Origin of the sequence: Rhizobium sp. P44RR-XXIV (genome assembly GCF_001999485.2) — a bacterium.
GTDB lineage: Bacteria > Pseudomonadota > Alphaproteobacteria > Rhizobiales > Rhizobiaceae > Rhizobium.
Genome location: NZ_MPVZ02000024.1, coordinates 178,711 through 204,989, shown reverse-complemented (window position 1 = coordinate 204,989; position 26,279 = coordinate 178,711). Strand labels below are relative to the sequence as shown.

The following is a 26,279-nucleotide window of genomic DNA, read 5'->3' as shown; positions in this document are numbered from 1 at the left end:
CTGATCTGCTCGATGTGACGGTCGATATCAAATCGCAGGACTATCCTCCAGGCAAATAAAAAGGCGGCCGAAGCCGCCTTTCCGAATGTCTTGTTCAAGCCGTGCGATTAGCGGCGATTGCCCATAAACTGCAGCAGGAACATGAACAGGTTGATGAAGTCCAGGTAGAGCGACAGGGCGCCCATGATGGCCTTGCGGCCAGCCACGGTGGCATCGTCAGCAGCGTAGTACATTTCCTTGATCCGCTGCGTATCGTAGGCGGTGAGGCCTGCGAAGATCAGCACGCCGATCACCGAGATGGCGAACTGCAGGGCGGACGAAGCCAGGAAGATGTTGACCAGCGACGCGATGATCAGGCCGAAGAGACCCATCATCAGGAACGAACCCATCGCCGACAGGTCACGCTTGGTCGTATAGCCATAGAGCGACAGCGCGCCGAAGGAGGCGGCGGTCACGAAGAAGGTCTGCACGACGCTCTGGCCGGTGTAGATGATGAAGATCGACGACAGCGACAGGCCTACCAGCGCGGCATAGACCCAGAAGGTCGTCGTCGCGGCGGCTACGCTCATGCGGTTAATCCTGAAGCTCAGGAAGAAGACCATTGCCAGCGGAGCCAGAATGACCACCCACTTCAACGGGCTCAGATAGATCGCCTGGCCGAAGGCCGTGATCTGTCCGTTGGAGAAAGCGAGCGAGAACGAAAGATAGGCAGCAACACCCGTGATCGCCAGACCCAGCGCCATCAGGTTATAGACCTTGAGCATATAGGCTCGAAGGCCTGCGTCTATCATCGCACCGGATTGCGCGCCGCTCTGCGCCCGGTTTTGGTAATTGCGAAAGTCAGCCATGTTTTCCTCTTTCAAGCTCCAATGTGGGTACGGTGTCGGGCCTCTCGGGCCCAGGCGCCGCTGCGGAGCTCCAGCATGCCTGCACAGAATATGAGGCTTTCAAGCCTTATACACAAGGGTCAAGGGGACGGCGCCGCGTTAAATCGATGTAATATCGGGTCGATTCGTATTGTTCTGTCAATGGTCGGAAGGGGTTAAAGCTCGCGCAGTACCGGGGCTGCCTTCTGGCCGAGGATGCGCCACGTACCGATCAATCCGATACCAACAGTCAGCACCAGCGCGATGATGAGGGTGGAGAAGGCGACGTCAGGCATGAAGGTCGAGGGCAGTCGCATGATGCGGCTGACGATGTACCAGGCGGAGGCCGAGCCGGCGATCAGCGCGAAGACCGCCGTCGCCGCACCCAGGATCAGATATTCGTAGCTGAAGGCTCGGATCAGCATGGCCCGGGTCGCGCCGAGCGTCTTGAGGATGACGGCATCATGGGTGCGGGCACGATTGCCGGCAGCAAGCGCGCCGGCAAGCACCAGCACGGAAGCGATAAGCGCGACGGATGCGGCGGCGCGGATGGCGGTGGCGAGCTGGCCGACAAGCGTATTGACGACGTCGAGCGCATCCTTGACGCGGACGCTGGTGATCGTGGGATAGGCATTGGTGACCTTCCGCAGGATCGCCGCTTCCTGCTCGGAAGTTGCGGAAGTGTCGGTTAGGGTCGCGAGCCAGGCGTGCGGCGCTCCCTTGAAGGTATTCGGCGAGAAGATCATCACGAAGTTGATCGACAGAGACTGCCATTGCACCTTGCGGAAGCTGGCGATCTTGGCGGTGATGTTGCGGCCGAGGACGTTGACGGTGACCTTGTCGCCGAGCTTCAAGCCGAGCGCCTTGCCTTCTTCGCCGGAGAAGGAGACCAGCGGTTCGCCGCTATAATCCTTGTCCCACCATTGCCCTTCGGTGAGCGCGGCATTCTCGGGCAGGGTTTCGGCATAGGTGATGCCGCGGTCGCCGCGCAGGACCCATTGTCCGGCGGTCGGCACCTTCATCTTGGTGACATCCTCGCCGTTAAAGGCGACGATGCGGCCGCGCAGCATCGGCGCTTCGACGAGTTTACCCTTGGGATCCTCGGCGAGGACGATCTTGCGGAAGCCCTCGAGTTCCGGTCCCTGGATATCGACGAAGAAGAAGTTCGGCGCTTTTTCGCTCATGCGTCCGGTGAGTTCGTGGCGCATGTTGCCGTCGATCAGCGTCAGGGTCACCAGCAGTGCGAGGCCAAGGCCGAGGGAGAGCACGACGGAGCCCGTCAATGCGCCGGGGCGGTGGATATTGCCGATCGCCAGCCGCAATGCCGGCGAACGCACGCGCGGACTGCGGCGGGCAAGCCAGGAAAGCCCGGCGGCAACCAGGCGCAGCACGACGAAGGCGGCGGCGATCGAGACAACGAAGACGATGGCGATGAAGCGATCATAGGCAGTGAGGATTGCCAGGGCTGCGAGCGCCGCCATCAGGACGCCGGCAGCAAGCAGATAGGGCCAGCCGGGCAGGCGGCGCGCCTCGAAGCCTTGTTCGCGGAAAAGGGCCGTCGCCGGCACTTCACGGGCATGGCCGAGCGGCGGAATGGCAAAGGCAAGCGTCGTCAGCAGGCCGAAGAACGGCAGCCAGCATCAGCGGGCCGGGATAGAGCCGCGGCACCGTCGATATAGGCAGGAATTCCGCCATGAACTGCGAGGCTATCACCGGGGCGATAGCGCCGAGCACAAGGCCGATGGTAACGCCGGCGAGCGCGATGATCGCGATCTGGATGAGGTAGATCAACACCACGACGAAAGCGGGCGCGCCCAGGCATTTGAAGGTGGCGATGGTGGTGCGTTTCGAATCGAGGAAGGCACGCACGGCATTGGCGACGCCGACGCCGCCGACGATGAGAGCCGCCAGTCCCACCAATGTCAGGAACTGCGAGAAGCGGGTGATATTGTCGGCAAGCTCAGGTGCTGCGCGACTACTGGTGCGGATCGACCAGCCGGCCTGCGGGAAGGCGGCGTTGGCACGATCGCCGATATTGCGCAGCCCGGTCGCGGGGTCGTCCATGCGGATCCTGTAGGCCTGCTCGACAAGGCTGCCTGTCGTGATCAGGCCTGAGGCGGCCAAGTCGCGGCTGGTCAGCAGACGAGGCGCGAAGCCGAAACCTTCGGAGACGGCGTCCGGTTCATTGGCGATGGTGCCGGTGATGCGCAGCCTGGTATTGCCCAGCAGCAGATCGCCGCCGACCTTGAGGTTCAGTCGTTCGAGCAGCAGCGGCGCGACGACGGCGCCATAGGCACCATCCCTGGTGGCGAGCAAGGTCGATAGCGGCTGATCGGGATCGGCCTGGAAGGCACCGTAGAGCGGATAGGCGTCATCAACCGCCTTGACCTCGACCAGCGCTTGATCGGAGCCATCGGGCAGGCGGGACATGGAACGCAAGTTGGTGGAGCGGGAGAGCTTGCCGAGGCCCTGCAGATAGGCCAGTTCCTCCGGTGTCACCTCGCGATTGCGCAGCTCGAAACGAACGTCGCCGGCCAGCAGCGACTGGCCTTGCGTCGATATGGCGTCGGTGATCGAGCGCGATACGGAATTGACGGCGGCTATCGCGCCGGTGCCAAGCGCTATGCAGGCGAGGAAGATGTAGAAGCCGCCAAGGCCGCCGCGCAGCTCGCGCAGGGCAAGGCGGAAGGCGAGAGGCAGGCGCATTCCCGCCGCACCCGTCATGCTATGGCCGCCTGATTGACGCGTGTGCGGGCACTGTCATTCTCGATCTCGCCGGAGCGTACGCGGATCTGGCGCGAGCAGCGGGCGGCGAGCGCCGGGTCGTGGGTGACGAGCAGCATGGTGGTGCCGCGCTCGGCTTGCTGGGCGAAAAGCAGGTCGGCGATCTGCGTCCGGTATCGGTATCGAGATTGCCTGTCGGTTCATCGGCGATCAGCACGGCAGGCGACGGCGCAAGGGCGCGGGCAATCGCCACGCGCTGCTGCTCACCGCCGGAAAGCTGGCCGGGATAGTGATTGAGCCGTTCGCCGAGCCCCACCGCTTCCAACTCGCGCCGGGCGATGTCGAAGGCGTCCCTGTTATTGGCAAGTTCCAGCGGCACGGCGACATTTTCCAGCGCCGTCATATTGGCGATGAGATGGAAGGACTGGAAGACGATGCCGATATTTCGGCCGCGGAAGTCGGCGATGCGGTCTTCGCTGAGGCTGTGCAAAGGCGTGTCACGGATCACAAGTTCGCCGCTATCGAGCTTTTCGAGGCCGGCCAGCACCATGAGCAAGGTCGACTTGCCGGAACCGGAGGGGCCGACGATACCGACGGCCTCGCCCTCCATGATCGTGAGGTCGATGCCCTTCAGCACATGGACCGATGCGGCGGCATTGCCGAGCGTCAAATCCGCCTTCTTCAGCTCGATGATGGTTTTTGCCAATGCGAACGCCCTATATATCAGAGAACATCAAAGCTAATGGCGGGCGCGATTTGGCCCGAGCAGCGAATTTAGGGAATGGATCATGAGATTTAAAGTTGCTGCGTTTCAATTCGCTGTCATCACTTTCGGTCTTTTGTTTGGCGCCGTGAGTGCAGCGGAGGCGCGGACCATCCAGCTCGTCGGGTTCGGCGATAGCCTGATGGCCGGCTATCAGCTGCCGCCGGGCGATGGCTTTCCGGCCAAGCTCGAGGCGGCGCTGAAAGCCAAGGGGCTGGATGTGGCCGTCGCCGATGCAGGTGTTTCCGGCGATACGACATCCGGCGGGCTTTCCCGCATAGACTGGTCCGTGCCCGACGGCACCGACGGTGTGGTTCTGGAGCTTGGCGCCAACGACGCTCTCCGCGGCATTCCGCCGGAACAGACGGAAAAGAACCTGGAGACGATGATCGAAAGGTTGAAGGAGCGGAAGATCCCGGTCTTCCTCGCCGGCATGCTGGCGCCGCCGAACATGGGGCCGGATTATGCCGAGAAATTCAACCCGATCTACAAGCGTCTGGCCGACAAATACCAGCTCACGCTCTATCCGTTCTTCCTTGATGGCGTCGCCGCGCAGGCCAATCTTCAGCTCGACGACGGCATGCATCCGAACCCCAAGGGTGTCGATGTCATGGTCGAGCGTATCTTACCGGCCGTTATCAAGTTTGTAGGGATGATTGACGCAGGTGCGAAATAGATGCTTGCACCGACTGCAAATGCGTGATTCCCTGCTTGTACCTGCAAGAGATTCGGGGAGTGCTCGTGATGCCGAGACTTTTTACCGCCCTCGAAATTCCGCGCAACGCGGCCATGAGCCTTTCGTTGTTGCGCGGTGGTCTCCCCGGAGCCAGGTGGATCGACGTTGAAAATTATCACATCACTCTGCGCTTCATCGGCGACGTCGATGGCCGCACGGCTGATGAGATCGTCGACCGCCTTGACCGGATAGATCGTCCTGAATTCCAGCTTCGGCTGGAGGGCATAGGTTCCTTCGGTTCCAAGAAACCGCATTCGGTCTGGGCCGGCGTTTCGCCGACACCGGATATGCATGCGCTGCAAGGCGAGATCGAGCGCATCTGCCAGCGCATCGGCCTGCAGCCCGACCCCCGCAAGTTCACGCCGCATGTCACGCTCGCCAGGTTGAAATCCTCGCGGGTCGACGATGTCGTGCACTACCTCTCCGGCCGCGGCAATTTCTACACCCAGCCGTTCACGGTGGGGCGCTTCGTGCTTCTGTCCTCGCGCGAATCGGTCGGTGGTGGTCCCTATCTCACCGAGGAGATCTTCCCGCTTCACGAAGCGCGGAGTGCTTTCCCGACCTTGGGCAACAGCGCGCTGCAACCAGCCAAGAGCATGGTATAAACCGCTTCAAAATCTTCCCGGCCGCCATAATAGGGGTCGGGAATATCCTTGTTGCTGCCGAGCGCGAAGGCGTTGAAGAGGTGCAGCCTGCTGAGAGCATCGGCAGGCGCCGTCTTGCGCAAGTTCTTCAAATTGTCTTGATCCATTGCCAGGATCAGATCGAACCGGCCGAAATCCGATGGCTCAACGCGGCGGGCACGCTGACCGGAAATATCGACCCCATGGCTGGCAGCCACGGTGATCGATCTGCGATCTGGCTTCTCGCCCTGATGCCAGCCGCCGGTGCCGGCCGAAGCGATCTCGAATTCGGGGGAGCGATCGGCCTCCGTCACCAGATGCCTGAAAATGCCTTCGGCGAGGGGTGACCGGCAGATGTTGCCGGCGCAGACGAAAAGAACCCTGTGACGATCCATGCTATCGTTCAATCGTTTGAGAGGAGTGACCTTGCCATGAAATACGAGAAGCTGGAGCCGGCTGCAATCGATCAAATCCTGGACGAGCTCGGTGGCTGGACACTTGCGGCCGATCGACTTTCGATTTCGAAGACGTTCAAATTCCGCAATTTCATCGAGGCCTTCGGCTTCATGACGGAGGCGGCACTCGCGGCGGAGAAATTCAATCACCATCCGGAATGGTTCAACGTCTATTCCCGCGTTGATGTGAAGCTGACGACCCATGATGTCGGCGGTCTGACCGATCATGACGTCAAGCTGGCAAAGGCGATGGAGAAGGCCGCCGCCCGGCGCGTTGATTGAATCGTCCGGGATGATCACCATATGTTGACGCGGCCCGGAAAAAGTGGGTGCGAATAGAGGTAAATGGAATGGATGACATCAAGTACGGGGAAATCCTGATGCCTGGTGACGAAGAGACCCAGAAAAAGCAGGAGAAATCCGTGCGCAGCAAGTTCTGGCCGACCTTGCGCAAGGCGGCTCGCCATATCCCGTTTTCGCGCGACGTCGTTGCCGCCTTCTATTGCGCGCTCGATCCGCAGACGCCGACCCGCGTCCGCGGCATCCTGCTCGCCGCACTCGGCTATTTCGTCATGCCGTTCGACATTATCCCCGATTTTTTCGCCGTTATCGGCTTTACCGACGATATTGCGGTGCTGACGCTGGCTCTCAGCATGATCAGGGGCCATATCCGCCAGGAGCATTACGATGCGGCGGACAGGGCGCTTGAGAACGAGCCCGAAGCGATGAAAACGGCTTGAGGCTCGCTCAACGGGGTCTGTTCTGAATCCTTTCGGGTTTCCAGACCTTTATGGCAGACCCTGATTTTAGCGATGTCAAATTCTTGCCTGAATCTTTCTGTCTTAAATCGATCCCGTAGGATGGTACTTCATCATCCGGGTTTTCCAACTCCTTCTGATGCGTTCAAACTCTGCGTGATGCTTGGATTGAAATGGCACGGAGCTGAGGGCGGTCAGCGCTCCGTTGACGGTTTGGTAACCTGAATAAAGTCAAAATAGGGCAGCTCACGAGCATAGGCGTGCGTATATCGATTCGCCATGAGCTCTGGACCGCAAGAAATCGGCAGGAAACCATGTTTGTAAAAAGCTTCGCAATCGCTCTCTCGCTCGTTCTCGCCGGCACCGGCATCGCGTCCGCGCAGACCAAGAAGCATACGCAGGCAGCGCCAGCCGCGGCGCCAGCAGCGCCAGCGGCTCCGTCGCGCATTCAGCAATTCGATGCCTGGGGCGCTTACTCCTACCAGTCGGCGGCGGGCAAGGTCTGCTACGTTCTTTCGGTGCCGACCGCCAAGACGCCGGCGTCGGGTATCGACCATGGCGACAACTTCTTCATCGTGTCGCAGCGCCCGGGCCAGAACATCTCCTACGAACCGCAGGCGATGATGGGCTATCCTCTCAAGGAGAATTCCAAGGTCGACGTGCTCATCGACAACAAGACCTTCGTGATGTTCACCAAGGACAAGGCCGCCTGGGTCGAGAATGCCGCGCAGGAGCCTGCGCTGGTGGCGGCTCTGAAATCCGGCCATTCGCTGAAAGTGACGGCGACGTCGAAAAAGGGCACCGCGACGTCCTATACCTATTCGCTGAAGGGCGTTACCGCTGCCCTGAAGCAGATCGAGAACTGCAAGTAAGATCGAAGGCCAAGGGATCACGTCAATGTGATCGTCCTGCCGCCGCGACCGTAATGACGAGGCCGGCCAGCATGCCGGCCTTTTGCTTTTAAGGGCCAGGCTTTGCTTTTGAGGGAAAGGGATGACGCGGGCGGAAATTAATGCTAAAGGCCGCGCCAACAGCAGGTGTGCGGCAGACAGTTGGTCCCGCCACCGCATGAATCTTCAGATTTCCGTGCCTTGCCCGCATCCGCAGCTTTCGTCAGCTTTTGCGGCATCGCCGATGTGAACCGTTGGAATGATCCTATGTCCGCCACCGATGTCATGACACCCTCCAAGCTGAAGCCGATGCCCTTGTCGCAGCCTGTGGAGCTTTCGCCCAAGCCTTCGCTCATTGGCTTGACCCGTGAGGAAATGGGGGCAGCGCTCAAGGAAAAGGGCGTTGCCGACAAGCAGATCAAGATGCGCGTCAGCCAGCTCTGGAACTGGATCTATGTGCGCGGCGTCTCCGATTTCGATGCCATGGTGAATGTCTCGAAGGACATGCGTGAAATGCTGAAGACGCATTTCACCATCGCGCGTCCCGAGATCGTCGAAGAACAGGTCTCCAACGACGGCACCCGCAAATGGCTGCTGCGCTTCCCGCCGCGCGGCGCCGGTCGTCCCGTCGAGATCGAGGCCGTCTATATTCCGGAAGAAGGGCGCGGAACGCTTTGCATTTCCAGCCAGGTCGGCTGTTCTCTCACCTGTTCCTTCTGTCATACCGGCACGCAGCGCCTGGTGCGCAACCTGACGGCGGAAGAAATCCTGTCGCAGCTGCTTCTGGCGCGCGACCGCCTCGGCGATTTTCCGGATCGTGAAGCGCCGCAGGGCACGATCATGCCGGCGGAAGGACGCAAGGTCAGCAATATCGTCATGATGGGCATGGGCGAGCCGCTCTACAATTTCGACAGCGTCAAGACGGCGCTGCTGATTGCCTCCGATGGTGACGGCCTGTCGCTTTCGAAGCGGCGCATCACGCTTTCGACCTCGGGCGTCGTGCCTGAGATCTACCGCACCGGCGAGGAGATCGGTGTCATGCTGGCGATCTCGCTGCATGCCGTGCGCGACGACCTGCGCGACATGCTGGTGCCGATCAACAAGAAGTATCCGCTGAAGGAGCTGATGGACGCCTGTCGCGCCTATCCCGGCCTTTCGAACGCGCGGCGCATCACCTTCGAATATGTGATGCTGAAGGGCGTCAACGACAGCCTCGAGGATGCCAAGGGGCTGATCCAGCTCCTGAAGGGCGTCCCGGCCAAGATCAACCTCATCCCCTTCAACCCCTGGCCCGGCACCAACTATCAGTGCTCGGACTGGGAACACATCGAGAAGTTCGCCGATTTCATCAATTCGGCCGGCTATGCCTCGCCGATCCGCACACCGCGCGGGCGTGACATTCTTGCCGCCTGCGGCCAGCTGAAGTCGGAATCGGAGCGCATGCGCAAGACCGAGCGCCTGGCTTTCGAAGCGATGATGATCGCCAATCACGGCGAGGATTGAGCCTGATGCTCGTTGCATTGCGCAAGCCGATACGGCTCCTGTGGGGCTATATCGCCGCTTGCGCGTTGATGGGCTTCGTGCTGGCCTGCGTTGCCGCATGGACGGTGCCCGATGCCGCTACCCCAGAGCTTTTCGCCCTGACAATCGCGCTCACCAAACTGGTGATGATCGTCAGCATCCTGCCATCCCTCGTGGTTATCCCGGTTCTGGAATGGCGCGGCATCCGCCGCTGGTACGGCTATGCCGTTTATGGCGCCCTGTTGTCGGCGGTGGCCTCCGTGCTGATTTCGGGTAGCGTCGAGCGGCCGCATACCCTCAACGTGATTACGATCGTGGTCTGCTTCGCCTTCCTGGGCGCCGCCAGCGGCATCGTCTATTGGTGGATCGCCGGCCGGTTCGCCGGACGTCGCCCCGTTGTCAGCGGGCCTGAGTGAAGAAGATCTTCACCGCAAAGATCGAGAAGACGCCGGCAAAGGCGTAGTCGAGGCCGCGCATGACGCCGCGGTTTCTCTGCAGCCAGGACGACAGGCCATCGGCGGCGAGTACGACGAGCGTGTTCACCGGCATTCCGATAACGATGAAGAAGAAGCCCAGAAACAGCAGCTTGTGCGTGACCGTGGGATCACCAGCCGTGACGAACTGCGGCAGGAAGGTCATGAAGAAGATGATGACCTTGGGGTTCAGCAGATTGACCCAGAAACCGTTCGAAATATTGGCAAGCGCTGTGCCGCTGGTGGCGTCGACCTTCTTGACCGACAGGCTGGAGCCGAAGCGGATCGCCTGGATCGCCAGCCAGAGGAGATAGGCAGCGCCGCCGGTCTTCAACACGGTGAAGGCGACAGGCGAGGCTGTGATCAACGCAGAAATGCCGAAAGCCACCAGGCAGGTGTGAACGACGACGCCGAGCGTGGTGCCGAGCACGACGAAGAGCGCCGCCTTCTTGCCTTGCGCCAGCGCACGGCTGATCGACAGCGTCATGTCAGGGCCAGGCGTCATCGCCAGCAACAGGCTTGCCGCCGAAAAGGCAAGAAGGGTCGGCAGGCTGGGTATGAAATCCATGAGATGCTCCGAAAGCGGATAGGGGGATGCGTGTTTCTATCCGGCTTTCGGGGGATTGCAAATCAATCCTTCTTGTCGAGGAATGCCTTGAATTGATCGGCATAATCGGGGTGCCAGCGCGACAGCGGCGGGCGGTTCTCGACGATATCGCCGGCCGCCCACAGCATACGGCGCTCATCGACCGGGCGAGCCACGTCATTGTCGGGGCACAGGATGTAAAAGTCGCCGCGCTCCAGGCTCTCCACCATGAAATCGACCGTCTGCTCCGGCGTCCAGGCCGCGGCCGGCTTTTCCTTGCGCTCGCCCTTGGTAAGACCGGTGAAGACGAAGCCGGGAATGAGGAGATGGGCCGATATCTTCGCGCCCGCCGTGTTGCGCAGCTCGTGCTGCAGCGCCTCGGTGAAGACCTTCACGCCGGCCTTCGAGACATTGTAGGCCGGATTGCCTGGAGGCGTGGTGATGCCCTGCTTCGAGCCGGTGTTGATGATGACACCCGGTTCGCCATGGGCGAGCATGCCCGGTCCGAAGGTCCGTGTACCGTTGACGACGCCGAGCAGGTTGACGCCGAGGATGGCGTCCCAGCCGGCCTGTGCGCTGAAAATTGAAGTCTCCGGGCCGATGCCGGCATTGTTCATCAGCACATGGACCCGGCCGAAACGCTGCAGGACGGCGCGTTCCAGTGCTTCCAGCGAGTCCTTGCTGGCAACATCGGTCTCGATGGCCATGACATGCTCTTCGCCCGTGATCGTCTTGAGCTCGGCGCTTGCTTGCGCCAGCCGGTCGCCACCGAGATCGGCGATGACGACGCTCATCCCGTGTGAAGCGAAATATTTGGCGGCGGCAAGGCCGATGCCGGACGCGCCGCCGGTGATGACGGCAACATTGGATTTCTTGAAAATGGCTTGAATATCAGTCACGAGCGGCGCCCTCCTCAGGCATTGTTCGGTCGTCGCCGAATATGGTGCTTTCCGGGAACGAGTCAAACCGGTGTCGAAGGTGCACGAAGTGCTGTGCCGCACTTCCCCTTGCGCCTCACGATAATCTCGCTAAAAGTTCCGCGACACAGGTTTGCGGGCCTTTCCCCTGGCTCGCCTTGAAGCGGAACTCACAATGGCATCACATAAAGACGTGAAGAAAGTCGTTCTCGCCTATTCCGGCGGGCTCGATACCTCGATTATCCTGAAATGGCTGCAGACGGAGCTGGGCGCCGAAGTCGTCACGTTCACCGCCGATCTCGGCCAGGGCGAAGAGCTGGAGCCGGCGCGCAAGAAGGCCGAACTGCTCGGCATCAAGGAAATCTATATCGAGGACGTGCGCGAGGAATTCGTGCGTGATTTCGTCTTCCCGATGTTCCGCGCCAATGCCGTCTACGAAGGCGTCTATCTGCTCGGCACGTCCATTGCCCGCCCGCTGATCTCCAAGCATCTGATCGAGATTGCCAGGAAGACCGGCGCTGACGCCATCGCGCATGGCGCGACCGGCAAGGGCAACGACCAGGTTCGCTTCGAACTGTCGGCCTATGCTTTGAATCCGGATATCAAGATCATCGCTCCGTGGCGCGACTGGTCGTTCAAGAGCCGCACCGACCTGCTCGAATTTGCCGAAAAGCACCAGATCCCGGTTGCCAAGGACAAGAAGGGCGAAGCGCCGTTCTCGGTCGACGCCAACCTGCTGCACTCCTCGTCCGAGGGCAAGGTTCTGGAAGATCCGTCGCAGGAAGCCCCGGAATATGTGCATATGCGCACGATTTCCCCGGAAGCGGCTCCCGACAAGGCCACGGTTATCAAGATCGGCTTCGAAAAGGGCGATGCCGTTTCGATCAACGGTCAGCGCCTGAGCCCGGCCACACTGCTGGCAAAGCTCAACGATTACGGCCGCGACAATGGCATCGGCCGCCTCGACCTCGTCGAGAACCGTTTTGTCGGCATGAAATCGCGCGGCGTCTATGAAACGCCCGGCGGCACGATCCTGCTCGCAGCGCATCGCGCCATTGAATCCATCACGCTTGACCGCGGTGCCGCGCACCTCAAGGACGAGTTGATGCCGCGCTATGCCGAACTCATCTATTACGGCTTCTGGTTCTCGCCGGAGCGCGAAATGCTGCAGGCCCTCATCGACAAGAGCCAGGAACATGTCGAAGGCGAAGTGACGCTGAAGCTCTATAAGGGCAACGTCATGACAATCGGCCGCGAAAGCCCGAAGTCGCTCTATTCCGACAAGCTGGTCACCTTCGAGGACGACCAGGGCGCCTACGACCAGAAGGACGCGGCCGGCTTCATCAAGCTCAATGCGCTCCGCCTGCGCACGCTCGCCAAGCGCAATTTGTCGAAGTAACCGGCATCAAAACGCAAAATAGCCCGCTTCCGGTTGCCGGAGGCGGGTTCTTTTTTTGGCATGACGGCGCGGCTGGGATTAATCCACCGGCCTTAGTTCGCGTTCGATCTCGGCGGGCAATTCCACCTTCTGCAGATTGCTGCGAAACGAGCAGAGCGCGTCATGCAGCTGCGTCTGCAGCCCTTGATCGAAGCCCTGCGTCGCATTGCGCTCGACTTCGTAGATTTCGCGATCGATCTGCTTCAGCTTGGCGTCCGCTGCTTCCGACAGCACGATCCGCTTGGCGCGGCGGTCGAGCGGGTCTGGTTGGCGTTCGATCAGGCCTCTGGCCTGCAATTTGTCCAGAAATGCGCTGACCGTCATCGGCTCCAGTCCCATCCGGGAGGCGATGTCCAATTGGCGGCTGCCATTGATGGCGGCAACCTGCATCAGCGTCCGTGCTTCGCCCGCCGTCAGTCCGAGACCTGCGACGAGAATACGTCTCTCGAAGGCCGTCCTGATCAATCGGGCGCAATCGCTCACAAGAAAGGCGAGCGAATCCGTATTAATCCTGCTGGTCATAAGCGTTTCCCTACCTACGCTTTTCAGTTCTGGGGCCCCACAACGTTCTTATTGGTTTAAACCCGTGAACACAACGCCTTCTTCGGCCATAAAACGAAGGATGGCTTGACCGGATTCGGCAGATTGCTACTTTTGCGCCATCATCAGTAGGAATACCCATCATGACGCAATCCCTTGTTGTCGGCGCCTTTCTGGCGGCGCTTTTCTATGTGCTCATTCCCGGACCTGCCTTTCTGGCGCTGCTCGGCATCGGTGCGGGGCAGGGACGCAAGGCGGGTGCTTTTTTTGTCAGCGGCCATCTGCTCGGTGATCTCGTCTGGTCTTCGCTCGCACTGGTCGCCATCGTCGGCGCCAAGACCGTCGGCACGTTCGTTTTCGATCTTCTGGGGTTGCTGTGCGGCTTCTATCTCGCCTGGATCGGCTGGAGTGCCGTCACGGCCAAGCCGACAGGAGATGGCAAATCGCTTGTCAATGTCGACCGACCCTTCCGTCGCGGCCTCATCTTCGGCGTCACCAATCCCAAGGGGTATCCGGTTGCGCTGGCAACGTTCACCGCATTGGTGGCCGGTTCCGCCGGTGCGCTCACCTTCAGCGCGTTGCCCCTGCTGCTTGCCGTTTCCTTTGCCGGTTTCGTGACGGCCGATCTCATTCTGATCAGCATCATCGGTGCGGGCGCCGTACGGCGCTTCTATCGCGCCCATGAGCGGCTGATCGTGCGTTGCTCCGGCGTGCTGTTCATGGGCTTTGCGGCACAGGCGCTCTGGCACGCAACGCCAGGCCTGCTCGGCTGGCGCAAGGCCTGATCCCTCCAATGAATTTGTTCGGCTCGCCATACCAATTTGGCGGGGCGGGCCTTATATCGTGCTTCGATCAGATGTCAGTCGAAAGGATGCCCTGCATGTCTTCAAACGCCGCCGTCAATCCCGCGCTCGTCGAATGGACCGGACATCAGGGGCTGCCGCGCTTCGACGCCGTCAAGGACACGGATTTCGCGCCTGCCTTCGATGCTGCTTTCGCATCGCATGAGACTGAGATCGACGCGATTGCCAACAACAGTGAAGCGCCGACCTTCGCCAATACGGTGACGACGCTCGAGATCGCCGGCGATGCGCTGTCGCGCATATCGGCGCTGTTCTGGAACAAGGCCGGTGCTCACACCAACGAAACGATCCAGGCGCTGGAGCGCGAGATCGCCCCGAAGGTGTCCCGGCACTATTCGAAGATCGGCACGAATGCCGCGCTGTTTGCCCGCCTTGATGCTCTTTGGGAAAAGCGGGCCGAACTCGGCCTGACCCTGGAAGAGACCCGCGTGCTGGAACGGCATTGGAAGGGTTTCGTCAAGTCGGGTGCCAAGCTGCCGAAGGCGGAGCAGGACCGTCTTTCCGCGATCAATGAGAAGCTTGCCGGTCTTGGCGCGCAGTTCGGCCAGAACGTCCTTGCCGATGAAAAGGGCTGGGTGCTTCTGCTCTCCGACGAGGCCGACCTTGCCGGGCTTCCCGACTATCTGCGCGATGCGATGGCTGCCGCAGCCCGCGAGCGCGGCGAAGAGGGCAAATATGCCGTCACGCTGTCGCGCTCGATCATCGAGCCATTCCTGACCTCGTCCGAGCGCCGCGATCTGCGCGAGCAGGCCTTCAATGCATGGGTGGCGCGCGGCGCCAATGGCGACAAGACCGACAATCGCGAGATCATCCGCGAGACATTGGTGCTGAGGGCCGAGAAAGCCAAGCTGCTCGGCTATGCCAATTTCGCCGAGCTGAAGCTCGACAACACCATGGCGAAGACACCTGGCGCGGTGAACGAACTGCTCATGACCGTATGGTCGAAGGCGGCGGCACGCGCCGCCGAGGAGGAAAAGGATATTGCCGGGCTGATCGCCGAGGAAGGCCGCAATCACGAGGTCATGCCCTGGGACTGGCGGCACTATGCCGAGAAGATCCGCACGCAAAAGTTCGATTTCTCGGAGACCGAACTGAAGCCTTATCTGCAGCTCGAAAAGATCATTGCCGCCTGCTTCGATGTCGCCGGCCGCCTGTTCGGCATTCATGCCGTCGAGCAGAAGGGCGTGCCTGCCTATCATCCCGACGTGCGCGTCTTCGAGATCCGCGACCGTTCCGACAAGCTCGTCGCGCTGTTCCTCGGCGATTACTTTGCCCGCGGCTCCAAGCGCTCCGGCGCCTGGATGAGTTCGTTCCAATCGCAGCACAAGCTGCCGCTTGAGAATGGCACGGTCGGCGAACTGCCGATCATCTACAATGTCTGCAATTTCGCCAAGCCGGCGGAAGGCAAGCCGGCGCTGCTGTCGCTCGACGACGCGCGCACACTATTCCATGAATTCGGCCATGCGCTGCACGGCATGCTCTCCAACGTCACCTATCCCTCGGTGTCGGGCACCGGCGTTTCCCGCGACTTCGTCGAACTGCCGTCGCAGCTTTACGAGCACTGGCTGACCGTGCCCGCCATCCTCAAGGAATATGCGGTTCACTATGAGACCGGCGCGCCGATACCGCAGGCGCTGCTGGACAAGGTGCTGGCAGCCCGCACTTTCAATGCCGGCTTCAACACGGTGGAATTCACCTCTTCGGCGCTGGTGGACATGGCGTTCCACACTCGCGGCGCGGTCGAAGACCCGATGGCGGTTCAGGCGGAGGTGCTTGCTGAAATCGGCATGCCGAAGTCGATCGTCATGCGCCACGCAACGCCGCATTTCCAGCATGTGTTCGCCGGTGATGGTTATTCTGCCGGCTACTATTCCTACATGTGGTCGGAAGTGCTCGATGCCGACGCCTTCGCCGCCTTCGAGGAAACCGGCGATGCCTTCAATGCCGATATGGCCGGAAAACTGAAGGCCAACATCTATTCCGTCGGCGGCTCTATCGATCCGGAAGACGCCTACAAGGCGTTCCGCGGCAAGCTGCCGAGCCCGGATGCGATGCTGAGGAAGAAGGGGCTGGCGGCTTGATTTAGCCGCCCATGCAAGCGTCGGGATGGCGAGATTGCCCATGATCCAGGGCAATCGCCACCCGTTGCCGCAACCATTTATAGGGCAAGCCTTGTTTGTCGATTTTCAGATGAAGGCGAGGCCTATTCCCGCCAAGCCCATCGAGACCACGACAACCCAGGGCGGGGTCTTCCAGGCAACAAGCAATACGAAGCCGGCCAGCGCAGCTGCGAAATCATACGGCTGCAGGATTGCGCTCGTCCAGACCGGGTTATAGAGCGCGGCGGCGAGGATACCGACGACTGCCGCGCTGGCACCGCGCATGGCGGCCTGTGCGAGCGGGTAGCGGCGGACGTCATCCCAGAATGGCAAAGTGCCGATCAATAGCAGCAGGCCGGGCAGGAAAATTGCAACAAGTGCAATTGCCGCTCCTGCCAAGCCGTGTGGTCCAGGCCCTGTCATTGCGCCGAGATAGGCCGCGAAACTGAACAGCGGTCCCGGTACGGCCTGTGCGGCGCCATATCCCGCCACGAACGCATCGGCACTGACCCAGCCGGTATTGACCACCTCTGCCTGCAAGAGCGGCAGCACAACATGGCCGCCTCCAAAAACGAGCGATCCGGAGCGATAGAATGCGCCAAACAACGCCACCCCTTGCGACCCGCTGAGGCTGGCGAGGATTGGCAGTAGGCCGAGCAGCCCAAAAAAGCAGATGAGGCACAAAAGTCCGACACGCCTTGGAATGCGGAATGAGACGTGGTGCGCGATGGACGCAAGCTCACTACGGCAGAACAGCAATCCGGCGAAAGCACCTGTGGCGATTGCCGCGATCTGCCCCACCGCACTCGGAACAAAGACGATGATCAGGACTGCCGCCAGCGCAATGCTGGCTCGCTCCTTATCGGGCGTCAGGGTGCGCGCCATGCCCCAGACGGCTTGTGCGACCACGGCGACTGCGACAATCTTGAGGCCATGGAGCAAGCCAGCTCCCACCGGCCCGCCAAATGCGGTTGCCGCCATCGCAAAGGCAACCAGAAGGATCGCCGAAGGCAGCGTAAAGGCTGTCCAGGCGGCAAACGCGCCGCCAATACCGCCGCGCAGGAGGCCGAGGGCAAACCCGACCTGACTTGAAGCCGGTCCCGGCAGAAACTGACAGAGGGCGACCAGATCCGCATAGCCTTCCTCGCTTGTCCATTTCCGGCGAATGATCAGCTCATCGCGGAAATATCCCAGGTGAGCGATCGGACCGCCAAACGAGGTGAGGCCAAGCTTGAGAAAGGCAAGGAAGACTTCGCCAGCGGTGCCTCGGGGCTGACCGATCGCGGCATCGGGGCTTGTTGCTGTTGACGGCTTCACCAATCAATTCCCCGGCTTTTTCAGGTCAGTTCCAAGGCTGTTATTCCCTAAGGAGCCTGCATTGTAAATTCTGCGCTGTGCGCGGGGCGGATAGCCTTCGCCGCGCCGATCAGGCTTTGCGCGAAAGCACAGTCAACAGATCGGCCAATTGATCGGCCTGGGTGTCATCCAGTCTGTCGCCCAGGTGGCGTTGGAGCGCGGCGGCATAGACGGTCCAGATGCGGGTTCGCATCGCATTCCCCGCCTCGGTGATAATCACCCAGCGACCTCTACCGTCCTCGGAAAAGATCTCGCGGTGAACGAGGCCGGCTTTCTCCATCCGGTCGAGGAGGCGGGACAGGTTATGTTGGGCAAGCAGCGTGCGTTCTTCGATTTCATAGGGCCGCAGCTTGCGTCCGCGGCCCGCGCTAGCTCCAGCAGCACGTCGTACCAGCCAAGCGGCGGCAGGCCGGCGGCCTTCAAATCCTGCTCGATGGCCGCAAGTGTGATTTGCTGAGCGCGCATGAGGCGCACCCATGCCCGCGTGATGGCGGCGGAGGGCTTTGCGGAGGCTGCATCTGAACAATCGGACATGGATGCAATTACATCTATATTGACCAAACTGGCAAGTGCGCATATAGATGCAATTACATCTACTATGGTGAACACTCCGGAGATTCGACCATGTCCGACGCAGCATTGACCCTCGTCAGCCACTACCTTTGCCCCTATGTCCAGCGGGCGGCCATCACGCTTGCCGAAAAGGCCGTGCCGTTCGAGATCCGCTATGTCGATCTGGCGGCAAAGCCCGACTGGTTTCTGGCCATCTCGCCGCTCGGCAAGGTGCCCCTCCTGATCGTCCAGCAGGGCGGCGGATCAGAAACGGTGTTGTTCGAAAGCGCCGTAATCTGTGAATATCTCGAGGAAACCCAACCCGGCGTCAGGCTACATCCCGCCGATCCGTTGGCGCGCGCCCGCCATCGCGGCTGGATGGAGTTCGGCTCTTCCATCCTGTCGGACCTCTGGGGGTTTGAGACCGCCAAGGAAGAAGGGACCTATGAGACCAAGCGCAAGGCACTGATCGAGAAATTCAGCCGTGTCGAGGCGGAGCTGAATGGCGGGCCGTTTTTCGCCGGCGAGGCGTTCAGCCTGGTCGACGCGGTCTTCGCACCAATCTTTCGTTACTTCGAGGTATTCGATGCCATCGCACCGACGGGCCTATTCGATGCGCTGCCGCGTGTGACGGCATGGTGCGGGGAGCTGGCTTTGCGGCAAAGCGTGCGGGATGCGGTCACGCCGGATTATCCCGATCGGCTCAGGGGCTTCCTCATCAATCATGATGCCTGGCTGCTGAAACGCGCCGCCTGACGTATCAGCAAAAATCCCGCCAAGGCGCTGCATATTGCCGATATTTGCGGTTTGGCGGCGGGGAGACTTCTCCTATCCGCCAGCGGTGGATTGATGTATTCGTGAGGCGTGGCGGCAAGCTTTCAGCCCCTTTCGCGCCTCCCCCCTTTCGCAATCGCGAAAAAAAGGCTATGAGCGCGCCAAATGAAATTGGCCTGTTTGTTTTATACAGCGCCCCAGCCTCAGAGATTAAGACAAATGGCACTTCGCAACATCGCGATCATCGCGCACGTTGACCATGGGAAAACCACCCTCGTCGACGAGCTTCTGAAGCAGTCCGGATCCTTCCGTGAGAACCAGCGCACTGTTGAGCGCATGATGGATTCCAACGATCTGGAAAAAGAGCGCGGTATTACCATTCTCGCCAAGGCGACGTCGGTTGTCTGGAAGGGCACGCGCATCAACATCGTCGACACGCCCGGCCACGCCGACTTCGGCGGTGAAGTCGAGCGCATCCTGTCGATGGTCGATGGCGCCATCGTGCTGGTCGACTCCTCGGAAGGTCCGATGCCGCAGACGAAGTTCGTCGTCGGCAAGGCGCTGAAGGTCGGTCTCCGCCCGATCGTCGCGATCAACAAGATCGACCGCCCGGATGCCCGCCACGAAGAAGTCATCAACGAAGTCTTCGATCTCTTCGCAGCGCTCGACGCCACCGACGAGCAGCTCGACTTCCCGATCCTTTACGGCTCTGGCCGCGCCGGCTGGATGAACTATTCGCCGGAAGGCCCGGTTGAAGATGGCCTTGGCCCGCTTCTCGATCTCGTGCTGAAGCATGTGCCGGAGCCGAGTATCGGCGAAGAAGACGGCGCGTTCCGCATGATCGGCACGCTGCTCGAATCCAACCCCTTCCTCGGCCGCGTCATCACTGGCCGCATTCATTCGGGCTCGATCAAGCCGAACCAGGCCGTCAAGGTTCTGGGCCAGGATGGCAAGCTGATCGAAACCGGCCGCATTTCCAAGATTCTCGCCTTCCGCGGCATCGAGCGCACACCGATCGAAGAAGCCCATGCGGGCGATATCGTCGCCATCGCCGGCCTGTCGAAGGGCACGGTTGCCGACACCTTCTGCGATCCGTCGGTGACCGAGGCGCTGCACGCCCAGCCGATCGACCCGCCGACCGTTACCATGTCCTTCATCGTTAACGACAGCCCGCTGGCCGGTACCGAAGGCGACAAGGTTACCTCGCGCGTCATTCGCGACCGCCTGTTCAAGGAAGCTGAAGGTAACGTCGCGCTGAAGATCGAAGAAGCCGAAGGCAAGGATTCGTTCTACGTCTCCGGCCGCGGCGAATTGCAGCTCGCCGTTCTGATCGAAACCATGCGCCGTGAAGGCTTCGAGCTTGCCGTGTCGCGTCCGCGCGTCGTCATGCACAAGGACGAAGCAACCGACCAGATGCTGGAGCCGATCGAAGAAGTCGTGATCGACGTCGATGAAGAGCATTCCGGTGTCGTTGTCCAGAAGATGTCCGAGCGCAAGGCCGAAATGGTCGAGCTTCGTCCGTCCGGCGGCAACCGCCTGCGCCTGAAGTTCTTCGCACCGACCCGCGGTCTCATCGGCTATCAGTCGGAACTGCTGACGGATACGCGCGGCACCGCCATCATGAACCGTCTGTTCCATGACTATCAGCCCTTCAAGGGCGCGATCGGCGGCCGCACCAACGGCGTGCTGCTCTCCAACGCCTCCGGCGAAGCCGTCGCCTACGCGATGTTCAACCTGGAAGATCGTGGTCCGATGATCATCGAGCCGGGTGAAAAGGTCTATGCCGGCATGATCATCGGCATTCACTCCCGCGACAACGACCTCGAAGTCAACGTGCTCAAGGGCAAACAGCTGACCAACATCCGTGCCGCCGGCAAGGATGAAGCCGTGAAGCTGACGCCGCCGATCCGCATGACGCTCGACCGCGCGCTTTCCTGGATCCAGGACGACGAGCTGATGGAAGTCACGCCGAAGTCGATTCGCCTTCGCAAGATGTACCTCGACCCGAACGAGCGTAAGCGATTCGAAAAGGCGCGCACCGCGTAACAGGCAATCTGTATCGTTTCAAAGCATCTGACCCCGGCCATTGTGCCGGGGTTTTATTTTGTGTGTTCGATTTTTGAGCCCTTGTGGCAAAGGTTAAAAAGTCGTTAATTTTTGTGGATGATCCACGGATAAAGCCTGTGGGCAAGTTTGCCGTCTTTATGAATGAGGATGGTTAATTCGGGCCTGCAAGACCAGAGTAGCCGTTATGAAGACGTTGTCGATTGATGTTCGGCGGGCAGAACCCGACGATGCCCGGGCCATTTCGGAGGTGCACCGCCAGTCCTGGCAGTACACCTATGCCGGCATCATTCCGCATCGCGCGCTTGGCCAGATGATCGAGCGTCGTGGCGAGTCCTGGTGGCGCAAGGCAACCAGCGGACCGGCGACGCTGCTGGTGCTGGACGTTGCCGGCGAGATTGCCGGCTATGCGACGCTCGGGCTCAACCGTGCCCGCGCCCTTCCGCAGGAAGGCGAGATCTACGAGCTGTATCTGCGTCCGCAATATCAGGGCCTGGGCTTGGGGCGCATGCTTTTCGGCGAGGCGCGCCGGCTGCTGAAGTCGCTCGGCTGCAAGGGCCTGGTGGTCTGGTGCCTCGAAGAAAACGAAAATGCCTATCGCTTCTATCGCGGACAGGATGGCGCGGATTTCTGCGAAGGCATCGAAACTTTCGATCACCGGCAGCTGAAGAAGATCGGTTTCGTCTGGCCCTGATGGCAACTAAATCCTCCGCTCTATCGATGGATTGTTGCGTTGCGTCATGATTCCGATTATTTGGCTGGCGGCAACCATCCTTATTAGGGGACACGCATGCGCATCGACGCGATTTCCATTGGCAAGAACCCGCCCGAAGACATCAACGTCATCGTTGAAGTGCCGGTCGGCGGTCATCCGATCAAGTACGAAATGGACAAGGAGGCCGGCACGCTGGTCGTCGACCGTTTCCTCTATACGCCGATGACCTATCCGGGCAATTACGGCTTCGTCCCTCACACGCTCTCCGAAGATGGCGACCCGATCGACGTGCTGATCGCCAGCACCCGCCCGCTGGTTCCGGGCTGCGTCATCAATGTCCGCCCGATCGGCGTGCTGAAGATGGAAGACAATTCCGGCAAGGACGAGAAGATCATTGCCGTTCCCTCGCCGAAGCTGACGCTGCGTTACGAGAAGGTCAAGGAACATACCGACCTGCCCGAGATCACACTGAAGCAGATCGAGCATTTCTTCGAGCACTACAAGGACCTTGAGCCCGGTAAGTGGGTGAAGATCTTTGGCTGGGGTGGCTCCAAGGAAGCCGGCGAGCTTATTCTCGAAGCTATCGAGCGCGCCAAGAGGGAAAAGGCCTGATCAGGCCTTCACGATAGCGTTTAATCTTTGCATCAAATCCTTCGGCTCGCCCTCGATCCGGAGGATTTTTTTACGCTCGGTATCGCCGCTGACCAGTTCAAGCGAGGATTTGGGAATGCCCATGCTTCTGGCAAGCAGCGCGATCAGCGCCTTATTGGCCTTGCCCTTTTCGGGCGCGACCGAGACGCGCGCCTTCAGATAGGATTGGCCGTCGCTGCCGGTCTCGATGCCGTCGATCGAGTCACGCCCGCCATTGGGCGTGAGACGCACGCAAAGCCGCAGGTGATCCGAAGATGCCTGCCACGGCTGGTTCACCGCAGGAAAAGCGGAACGAGCGAATTCCACATCAGCGAGCGGATGAAGAAGATGAGCAGCAGCAGGATGACGGGCGAGATATCGATGCCGCCGAGATCGGGCAGGATGCGGCGGATCGGGCGAAGCGCCGGTTCGGTGACCGCATAAAGGAAGTTGCCGACAGAGCCGACGAACTGATTGCTCGAATTGATGACGTTGAAAGCATAGAGCCAAGAAAAGATGGCGCTGGCGATCAGCACCCAAGTATAAAGATTCAAAGCCAGATCAATGGTTTGAAATAAGGCGAGCATGTCAGTCTCCATTTCGCGGTTGACAGACATGTAGACATTGGCGACTAAACGGGCAAGTCCCATGCTTTGAAGCATGTTGAATCATGTTTAAAAGGCCGTCGAGCGTGCGTTTTGCATCGGCCGCCGCGCCGGAAAGTCTCGCCCCATGTCGTTCGCTGCAAGCGGAGACCGGTTTGCCGCCTTCAGGCACATCGCCTACAGTTATTTCTTCTTCGCGCGGTTTCTCACGGCCTTTGCGACGCAGGTGGTCAGCGTCTCCGTCGGCTGGCAGATGTATGAACACACGGGCAAGCCGATCTATCTCGGTCTGATCGGCCTGGTGCAGTTCCTGCCGTCACTGCTGCTGATCCTGGTGACGGGCACGGTGGCCGATCGCTACAACAGGCGCATGATTGCTGCGATCTGCATCTTTGTTGGTACCCTCTGCGCGGCGGCTCTGCTGTTCCTGACCGTGTCGGGCACCTTTGCGCCGCTGCCGGTCTTCCTGATCCTTACCGTCTTCGGCATCGAGCGCGCCTTCATGACGCCAGCGATGCAGTCTCTGGCGCCAAACCTCATACCGCCCGAAGACCTGACGAATGCCATCACCTGGAATTCGATGTCGTGGGACGCTGCGGCGATTCTCGGGCCGGTCGCAGGCGGCTTGCTCTATGGCGTCGGCGCCGGCGTCGCCTATACGGTGGCGGTGCTTTTCTTTGCCGCCGGTTCGGTGCTGACTTTCCTGATTCCGAAGCCGCAGCAGCGCGTCGCCCATGAGGCGCGAAGCCTGAACGAGATGCTTGCCGGTTTCCGGTTCATCTGGTCGGAAAAGGTCGTTCTCGGTGCCGTCTCGCTCGATCTCTTTGCCGTGCTGTTGGGCGGTGCCGTCGCGCTGATGCCCATCTATGCGCGCGATATCCTGACGCTTGGCCCCTGGGGCCTCGGGCTGCTGCGCGCCGCGCCAAGCTTCGGCGCCATCGCGATGGGCCTGTTTCTGGCGACCTATCCCATCCGCAATCGTGCCGGGATCTGCATGTTCATCGGCGTCGCCATGTTTGGCCTGGGGACGCTGATCTTCGGCATTTCGCACACGGCCTGGCTGTCGATTGCGGCTCTTGCGATCATGGGCGCCTCCGACCTGATCTCGGTCTATGTCCGCGAGACGCTGATCACGCTCTGGACGCCGGATCATGTGCGTGGCCGGGTCAATGCCGTTAACATGGTCTTCGTCGGGGCGTCCAACGAGCTTGGCGAGTTCCGTGCCGGCACCATGGCTCATTATTTCGGCGCCATCCCCGCCGTCGTCATTGGCGGCATTGGCACGCTCGCCGTTGCCGTGCTCTGGGCAACCGGCTTCCCGCAGCTTCGCCGGATCGACAGCCTGAACGCGCCCGATCGCGATGGCGAACCGCAGCCGGCGTGAGGCTGCGGCATGACAAGGCAGCCGGATCGATATGCTTCATTCTCAGCACTGCAGGAGCATGAGGATGAGGGCGTCGACTACCGCATCCGCATGGAAGATCGGTCCTCGCCCGTTGCCATTATTGCTCCACATGGCGGCTTCATCGAGCCGAGCACCTCGGAAATCACGGCGGAGATAGCGGCGGAGAGATTCTCCTTCTATTGTTTCGAAGGGCTGGCCGCAGACAGGTCGCATCACGATCTGCACATCACTTCCGCGCATTTCGACGAGCCGATGGGGCTTGGCCTCGTGTCCGGATCACAGGTCGTCGTCGCCATTCATGGCCGATTGGACAGGGACGATCCGGAAACAAGCTGGGTCGGCGGCCTCGATACGGCGCTTCGCGATTTGATCGTTCAGTCGTTACGGGAGAATGGCTTTGCTGTGATTGCGAGGACGAGAGGCGAGGCTCTGGCGGGTACCGGGACAGGCAACATATGCAATCGCGGCAGGCGGAATGCCGGCGTGCAGCTGGAGATCCCGAGATATGTCAGGGATGTGCTGATAACAGATACTGAAAAGATGAGACTATATGCCGGATCGATCCGCCGGGCGATCCAGCAATATGATCGAATTCTCGCGGCGAACTGAGATATCGGTCGCCTCAGGCAGCCATCGCCTGCTTGCCCTCGAAGACCAGATCGAGGAATTCCGACAGCCAGGCTTTCAGCGCGGCGTCAAAGATCATGCGGCCTTCCAGATGCTCGCGGCCCTGCTGGGCGTTCGGCATGCAGAAGCGGTGCTCGCCATGCACGACCCAGCGCTGCATCATGGCGCGCGTGAGTTCGGCGTGGAACTGCAGGCCCCAGGCGTTGGCGCCGTAGCGATAGGCCTGGTTGGGGTAGGTCTCGGCGGTGGCGAGGAGATCGGCGCCATGCGGCAGCTCGAAGCCTTCACGGTGGAAATGATACACCATCTGCGGCCAGCGCATCAGCAGCCGGCCCCGTTCCGTCGGGTTCAGCGCATACCAGCCGATCTCGGTCTTGCCGTCGTCGCGCGCGCCCACCTTGGCACCGAGCTGACGGGCGAGCATCTGCGCGCCGAGGCATATGCCGAGATAGGGGCGGTTTTCCTTGAGGGGGACCTTGAGCCAGTCGATCTCCGCCTTGACGAAATCATCCGGGTCGTTGGCGCTCATCGGACCGCCGAAAATGACGGCGCCGGCATGGGCCGCAAGCGTCGAGGGCAGGCTTTCACCAAGGACCGGGCGGCGGATATCGAGATCGTAGCCTTTCTCCAGCAGCATCTGGCCGACGCGGCCGGGGCTGGAACGCTCCTGATGGAGCACGATCAATATGGGTCGGCCTGCGCTCTTCGGCGCTTCAATCATCATTGCCCGTCTCCACCTTGGAACCGGGTGCGCGGGCAGCTGCTTCCTGGCGCTTCATGATGCGCTCGCGGTCGGAAATGCCCATGAGATCGGCGATGCGCCAGATCGCGTGGTCTTCCATCTCGCTACGCTCACCATCGGCATAGACGATATCCCAGAGAATGCCGAGCAGTTCCAGCCGCTGGGCACTATCGAGATGGCGTTTCAGATCCGAGGTGAAGCGATAGTAGTCGACCGCCTCGCTTTCGGCTTCCTCGCCGGCTGCGATCAGTCGATCGAGCTCGCGGCCGTCAAGACCGTATTGCTCCTTCAAGAGCTTGCGCAGCCGCTTCTTCTCGCTGTTCTCGATCTTGCCGTCCGCTTCCATGACCTGGATGCAGAGTGCCGCCACCGCAACGCGCGGATCGTCGGGTGCAAAGCCGGATTTGGGGTGATCCTGGGTCAGGTTATGGAGAAATTCCTGAAAGCGTTCGAACATCCGTTTCCATTCTTAAAGCAGGTGGAGCAGGGTTCTTGGGGGCACCATGCTCGATCTTTTTGTTTTTCCGCAATTCCGGCAAAAGCGCTGCGTGCCTTTA

At 60.7% G+C, this 26,279-nt stretch carries 26 protein-coding genes and 3 pseudogenes; 16 read left to right on the top strand and 13 right to left on the bottom strand.

What is annotated here, in order from left to right:
• Nucleotides 1–107: 107 nt before the first annotated feature.
• The 3 genes and pseudogenes from BSK43_RS04880 to BSK43_RS04870 form a co-directional block, all read right to left on the bottom strand.
• Complete coding sequence (locus BSK43_RS04880; protein WP_077471966.1) at nt 108–848, bottom strand: Bax inhibitor-1/YccA family protein; 741 nt, start codon at nt 846–848, stop codon at nt 108–110.
• A 194-nt stretch (nt 849–1,042) separates the two neighbouring features.
• A pseudogene (locus tag BSK43_RS04875) lies at nt 1,043–3,590 on the bottom strand (ABC transporter permease).
• Nucleotides 3,587–4,296 (bottom strand): annotated as a pseudogene (locus tag BSK43_RS04870) (ABC transporter ATP-binding protein). The pseudogenes BSK43_RS04875 and BSK43_RS04870 overlap by 4 nt, the downstream one beginning before the upstream one ends.
• An 82-nt stretch (nt 4,297–4,378) precedes the next feature.
• Here BSK43_RS04870 and BSK43_RS04865 point away from each other — a divergent pair.
• Both BSK43_RS04865 and thpR read left to right on the top strand, forming a co-directional pair.
• On the top strand, nt 4,379–5,029 hold the full coding sequence (locus BSK43_RS04865; RefSeq protein WP_077471965.1) for an arylesterase: 651 nt from the start codon (nt 4,379–4,381) through the stop codon (nt 5,027–5,029).
• A 68-nt stretch (nt 5,030–5,097) separates the two neighbouring features.
• Nucleotides 5,098–5,694, top strand: coding sequence for an RNA 2',3'-cyclic phosphodiesterase (thpR, locus tag BSK43_RS04860; RefSeq protein ID WP_077471964.1), 597 nt, complete (start codon nt 5,098–5,100; stop codon nt 5,692–5,694).
• Here the strand turns inward: thpR and BSK43_RS04855 are convergent.
• Nucleotides 5,625–6,107, bottom strand: a complete 483-nt coding sequence (locus BSK43_RS04855; protein WP_077471963.1) for a low molecular weight protein-tyrosine-phosphatase — start codon at nt 6,105–6,107, stop codon at nt 5,625–5,627. The genes thpR and BSK43_RS04855 overlap by 70 nt on opposite strands.
• A gap of 36 nt (nt 6,108–6,143) precedes the next feature.
• On the opposite strand from BSK43_RS04855, the gene BSK43_RS04850 reads away from it, so the two are divergent.
• The 5 genes from BSK43_RS04850 to BSK43_RS04830 all read left to right on the top strand — a co-directional run bounded on the left by BSK43_RS04850 (nt 6,144) and on the right by BSK43_RS04830 (nt 9,752).
• Complete coding sequence (locus tag BSK43_RS04850) at nt 6,144–6,449, top strand: 4a-hydroxytetrahydrobiopterin dehydratase (protein ID WP_077471962.1); 306 nt, start codon at nt 6,144–6,146, stop codon at nt 6,447–6,449.
• Between the two features lie 68 nt (nt 6,450–6,517).
• On the top strand, nt 6,518–6,907 hold the full coding sequence (locus BSK43_RS04845; RefSeq protein WP_068388759.1) for a YkvA family protein: 390 nt from the start codon (nt 6,518–6,520) through the stop codon (nt 6,905–6,907).
• Between the two features lie 332 nt (nt 6,908–7,239).
• The gene (locus BSK43_RS04840; protein WP_077471961.1) at nt 7,240–7,797 is read left to right on the top strand and encodes an invasion associated locus B family protein; all 558 of its coding nucleotides are present in this window, start codon (nt 7,240–7,242) and stop codon (nt 7,795–7,797) included.
• A 285-nt stretch (nt 7,798–8,082) separates the two neighbouring features.
• The gene (rlmN, locus tag BSK43_RS04835; RefSeq protein ID WP_077471960.1) at nt 8,083–9,318 is read left to right on the top strand and encodes a 23S rRNA (adenine(2503)-C(2))-methyltransferase RlmN; all 1,236 of its coding nucleotides are present in this window, start codon (nt 8,083–8,085) and stop codon (nt 9,316–9,318) included.
• A 5-nt stretch (nt 9,319–9,323) separates the two neighbouring features.
• The gene (locus BSK43_RS04830; RefSeq protein ID WP_077471959.1) at nt 9,324–9,752 is read left to right on the top strand and encodes a hypothetical protein; all 429 of its coding nucleotides are present in this window, start codon (nt 9,324–9,326) and stop codon (nt 9,750–9,752) included.
• Here BSK43_RS04830 and BSK43_RS04825 read toward each other — a convergent pair.
• Both BSK43_RS04825 and BSK43_RS04820 read right to left on the bottom strand, forming a co-directional pair.
• Nucleotides 9,736–10,377 (bottom strand): LysE family translocator, encoded by a 642-nt coding sequence (locus BSK43_RS04825; RefSeq protein ID WP_068388766.1) that lies wholly within the window; start codon nt 10,375–10,377, stop codon nt 9,736–9,738. The genes BSK43_RS04830 and BSK43_RS04825 overlap by 17 nt on opposite strands.
• 62 nt (nt 10,378–10,439) lie before the next feature.
• Nucleotides 10,440–11,294 carry an SDR family NAD(P)-dependent oxidoreductase gene (locus BSK43_RS04820; protein ID WP_077471958.1) on the bottom strand — a complete coding sequence of 285 codons (855 nt, stop codon included), beginning with the start codon at nt 11,292–11,294 and terminating at the stop codon, nt 10,440–10,442.
• Between the two features lie 193 nt (nt 11,295–11,487).
• Between BSK43_RS04820 and BSK43_RS04815 the strand changes: the two genes are divergently transcribed.
• The gene (locus BSK43_RS04815) at nt 11,488–12,711 is read left to right on the top strand and encodes an argininosuccinate synthase (protein ID WP_077471957.1); all 1,224 of its coding nucleotides are present in this window, start codon (nt 11,488–11,490) and stop codon (nt 12,709–12,711) included.
• Nucleotides 12,712–12,789: 78 nt separating this feature from the next.
• Here the strand turns inward: BSK43_RS04815 and BSK43_RS04810 are convergent, their stop codons facing one another.
• The gene (locus tag BSK43_RS04810) at nt 12,790–13,272 is read right to left on the bottom strand and encodes a MarR family winged helix-turn-helix transcriptional regulator (protein WP_077471956.1); all 483 of its coding nucleotides are present in this window, start codon (nt 13,270–13,272) and stop codon (nt 12,790–12,792) included.
• A 161-nt stretch (nt 13,273–13,433) separates the two neighbouring features.
• Here BSK43_RS04810 and BSK43_RS04805 point away from each other — a divergent pair, with 161 nt between their 5' ends.
• Nucleotides 13,434–14,075, top strand: a complete 642-nt coding sequence (locus tag BSK43_RS04805) for a LysE family translocator (protein WP_077471955.1) — start codon at nt 13,434–13,436, stop codon at nt 14,073–14,075.
• A 95-nt stretch (nt 14,076–14,170) separates the two neighbouring features.
• Nucleotides 14,171–16,234, top strand: coding sequence for a M3 family metallopeptidase (locus tag BSK43_RS04800; RefSeq protein ID WP_077471954.1), 2,064 nt, complete (start codon nt 14,171–14,173; stop codon nt 16,232–16,234).
• 105 nt (nt 16,235–16,339) lie between these two features.
• Here BSK43_RS04800 and chrA read toward each other — a convergent pair whose 3' ends face one another.
• Entirely contained in the window at nt 16,340–17,569 is a 1,230-nt protein-coding gene (chrA, locus tag BSK43_RS04795; protein ID WP_077471953.1) for a chromate efflux transporter, read from the bottom strand.
• Nucleotides 17,570–17,678: 109 nt separating this feature from the next.
• Nucleotides 17,679–18,142: pseudogene (locus tag BSK43_RS04790) on the bottom strand (MarR family winged helix-turn-helix transcriptional regulator).
• A 90-nt stretch (nt 18,143–18,232) separates the two neighbouring features.
• On the opposite strand from BSK43_RS04790, the gene BSK43_RS04785 reads away from it, so the two are divergent.
• The 4 genes from BSK43_RS04785 (at nt 18,233) to ppa (ending at nt 22,325) form a co-directional block, all read left to right on the top strand.
• The gene (locus BSK43_RS04785; protein ID WP_077471952.1) at nt 18,233–18,916 is read left to right on the top strand and encodes a glutathione S-transferase family protein; all 684 of its coding nucleotides are present in this window, start codon (nt 18,233–18,235) and stop codon (nt 18,914–18,916) included.
• A gap of 237 nt (nt 18,917–19,153) precedes the next feature.
• On the top strand, nt 19,154–20,980 hold the full coding sequence (typA, locus tag BSK43_RS04780) for a translational GTPase TypA (protein WP_077471951.1): 1,827 nt from the start codon (nt 19,154–19,156) through the stop codon (nt 20,978–20,980).
• Between the two features lie 205 nt (nt 20,981–21,185).
• The gene (locus BSK43_RS04775) at nt 21,186–21,692 is read left to right on the top strand and encodes a GNAT family N-acetyltransferase (RefSeq protein WP_077471950.1); all 507 of its coding nucleotides are present in this window, start codon (nt 21,186–21,188) and stop codon (nt 21,690–21,692) included.
• A gap of 96 nt (nt 21,693–21,788) precedes the next feature.
• Nucleotides 21,789–22,325, top strand: a complete 537-nt coding sequence (gene ppa, locus BSK43_RS04770; protein ID WP_077471949.1) for an inorganic diphosphatase — start codon at nt 21,789–21,791, stop codon at nt 22,323–22,325.
• Here ppa and BSK43_RS04765 read toward each other — a convergent pair whose 3' ends face one another.
• Nucleotides 22,326–22,640, bottom strand: a complete 315-nt coding sequence (locus BSK43_RS04765) for a DUF167 domain-containing protein (protein WP_077471948.1) — start codon at nt 22,638–22,640, stop codon at nt 22,326–22,328. It abuts the gene before it with no gap.
• Nucleotides 22,637–22,960: a YggT family protein gene (locus tag BSK43_RS04760; RefSeq protein WP_136686753.1), complete on the bottom strand. Its 324-nt coding sequence runs from the start codon at nt 22,958–22,960 to the stop codon at nt 22,637–22,639. The genes BSK43_RS04765 and BSK43_RS04760 overlap by 4 nt, the downstream gene beginning before the upstream one ends.
• Nucleotides 22,961–23,075: 115 nt before the next feature.
• Here BSK43_RS04760 and BSK43_RS04755 point away from each other — a divergent pair, with 115 nt between their 5' ends.
• Complete coding sequence (locus BSK43_RS04755) at nt 23,076–24,332, top strand: MFS transporter (protein WP_077471946.1); 1,257 nt, start codon at nt 23,076–23,078, stop codon at nt 24,330–24,332.
• A gap of 9 nt (nt 24,333–24,341) precedes the next feature.
• On the top strand, nt 24,342–24,962 hold the full coding sequence (locus BSK43_RS04750; RefSeq protein ID WP_136686732.1) for a poly-gamma-glutamate hydrolase family protein: 621 nt from the start codon (nt 24,342–24,344) through the stop codon (nt 24,960–24,962).
• Between the two features lie 13 nt (nt 24,963–24,975).
• Here the strand turns inward: BSK43_RS04750 and BSK43_RS04745 are convergent, their stop codons facing one another.
• Together BSK43_RS04745 and BSK43_RS04740 are read right to left on the bottom strand one after the other, a co-directional pair.
• Nucleotides 24,976–25,701 carry a glutamine amidotransferase gene (locus BSK43_RS04745; protein WP_077472038.1) on the bottom strand — a complete coding sequence of 242 codons (726 nt, stop codon included), beginning with the start codon at nt 25,699–25,701 and terminating at the stop codon, nt 24,976–24,978.
• On the bottom strand, nt 25,694–26,179 hold the full coding sequence (locus BSK43_RS04740; protein ID WP_077471945.1) for a TerB family tellurite resistance protein: 486 nt from the start codon (nt 26,177–26,179) through the stop codon (nt 25,694–25,696). The genes BSK43_RS04745 and BSK43_RS04740 overlap by 8 nt, the downstream gene beginning before the upstream one ends.
• Nucleotides 26,180–26,279 lie beyond the last annotated feature (100 nt).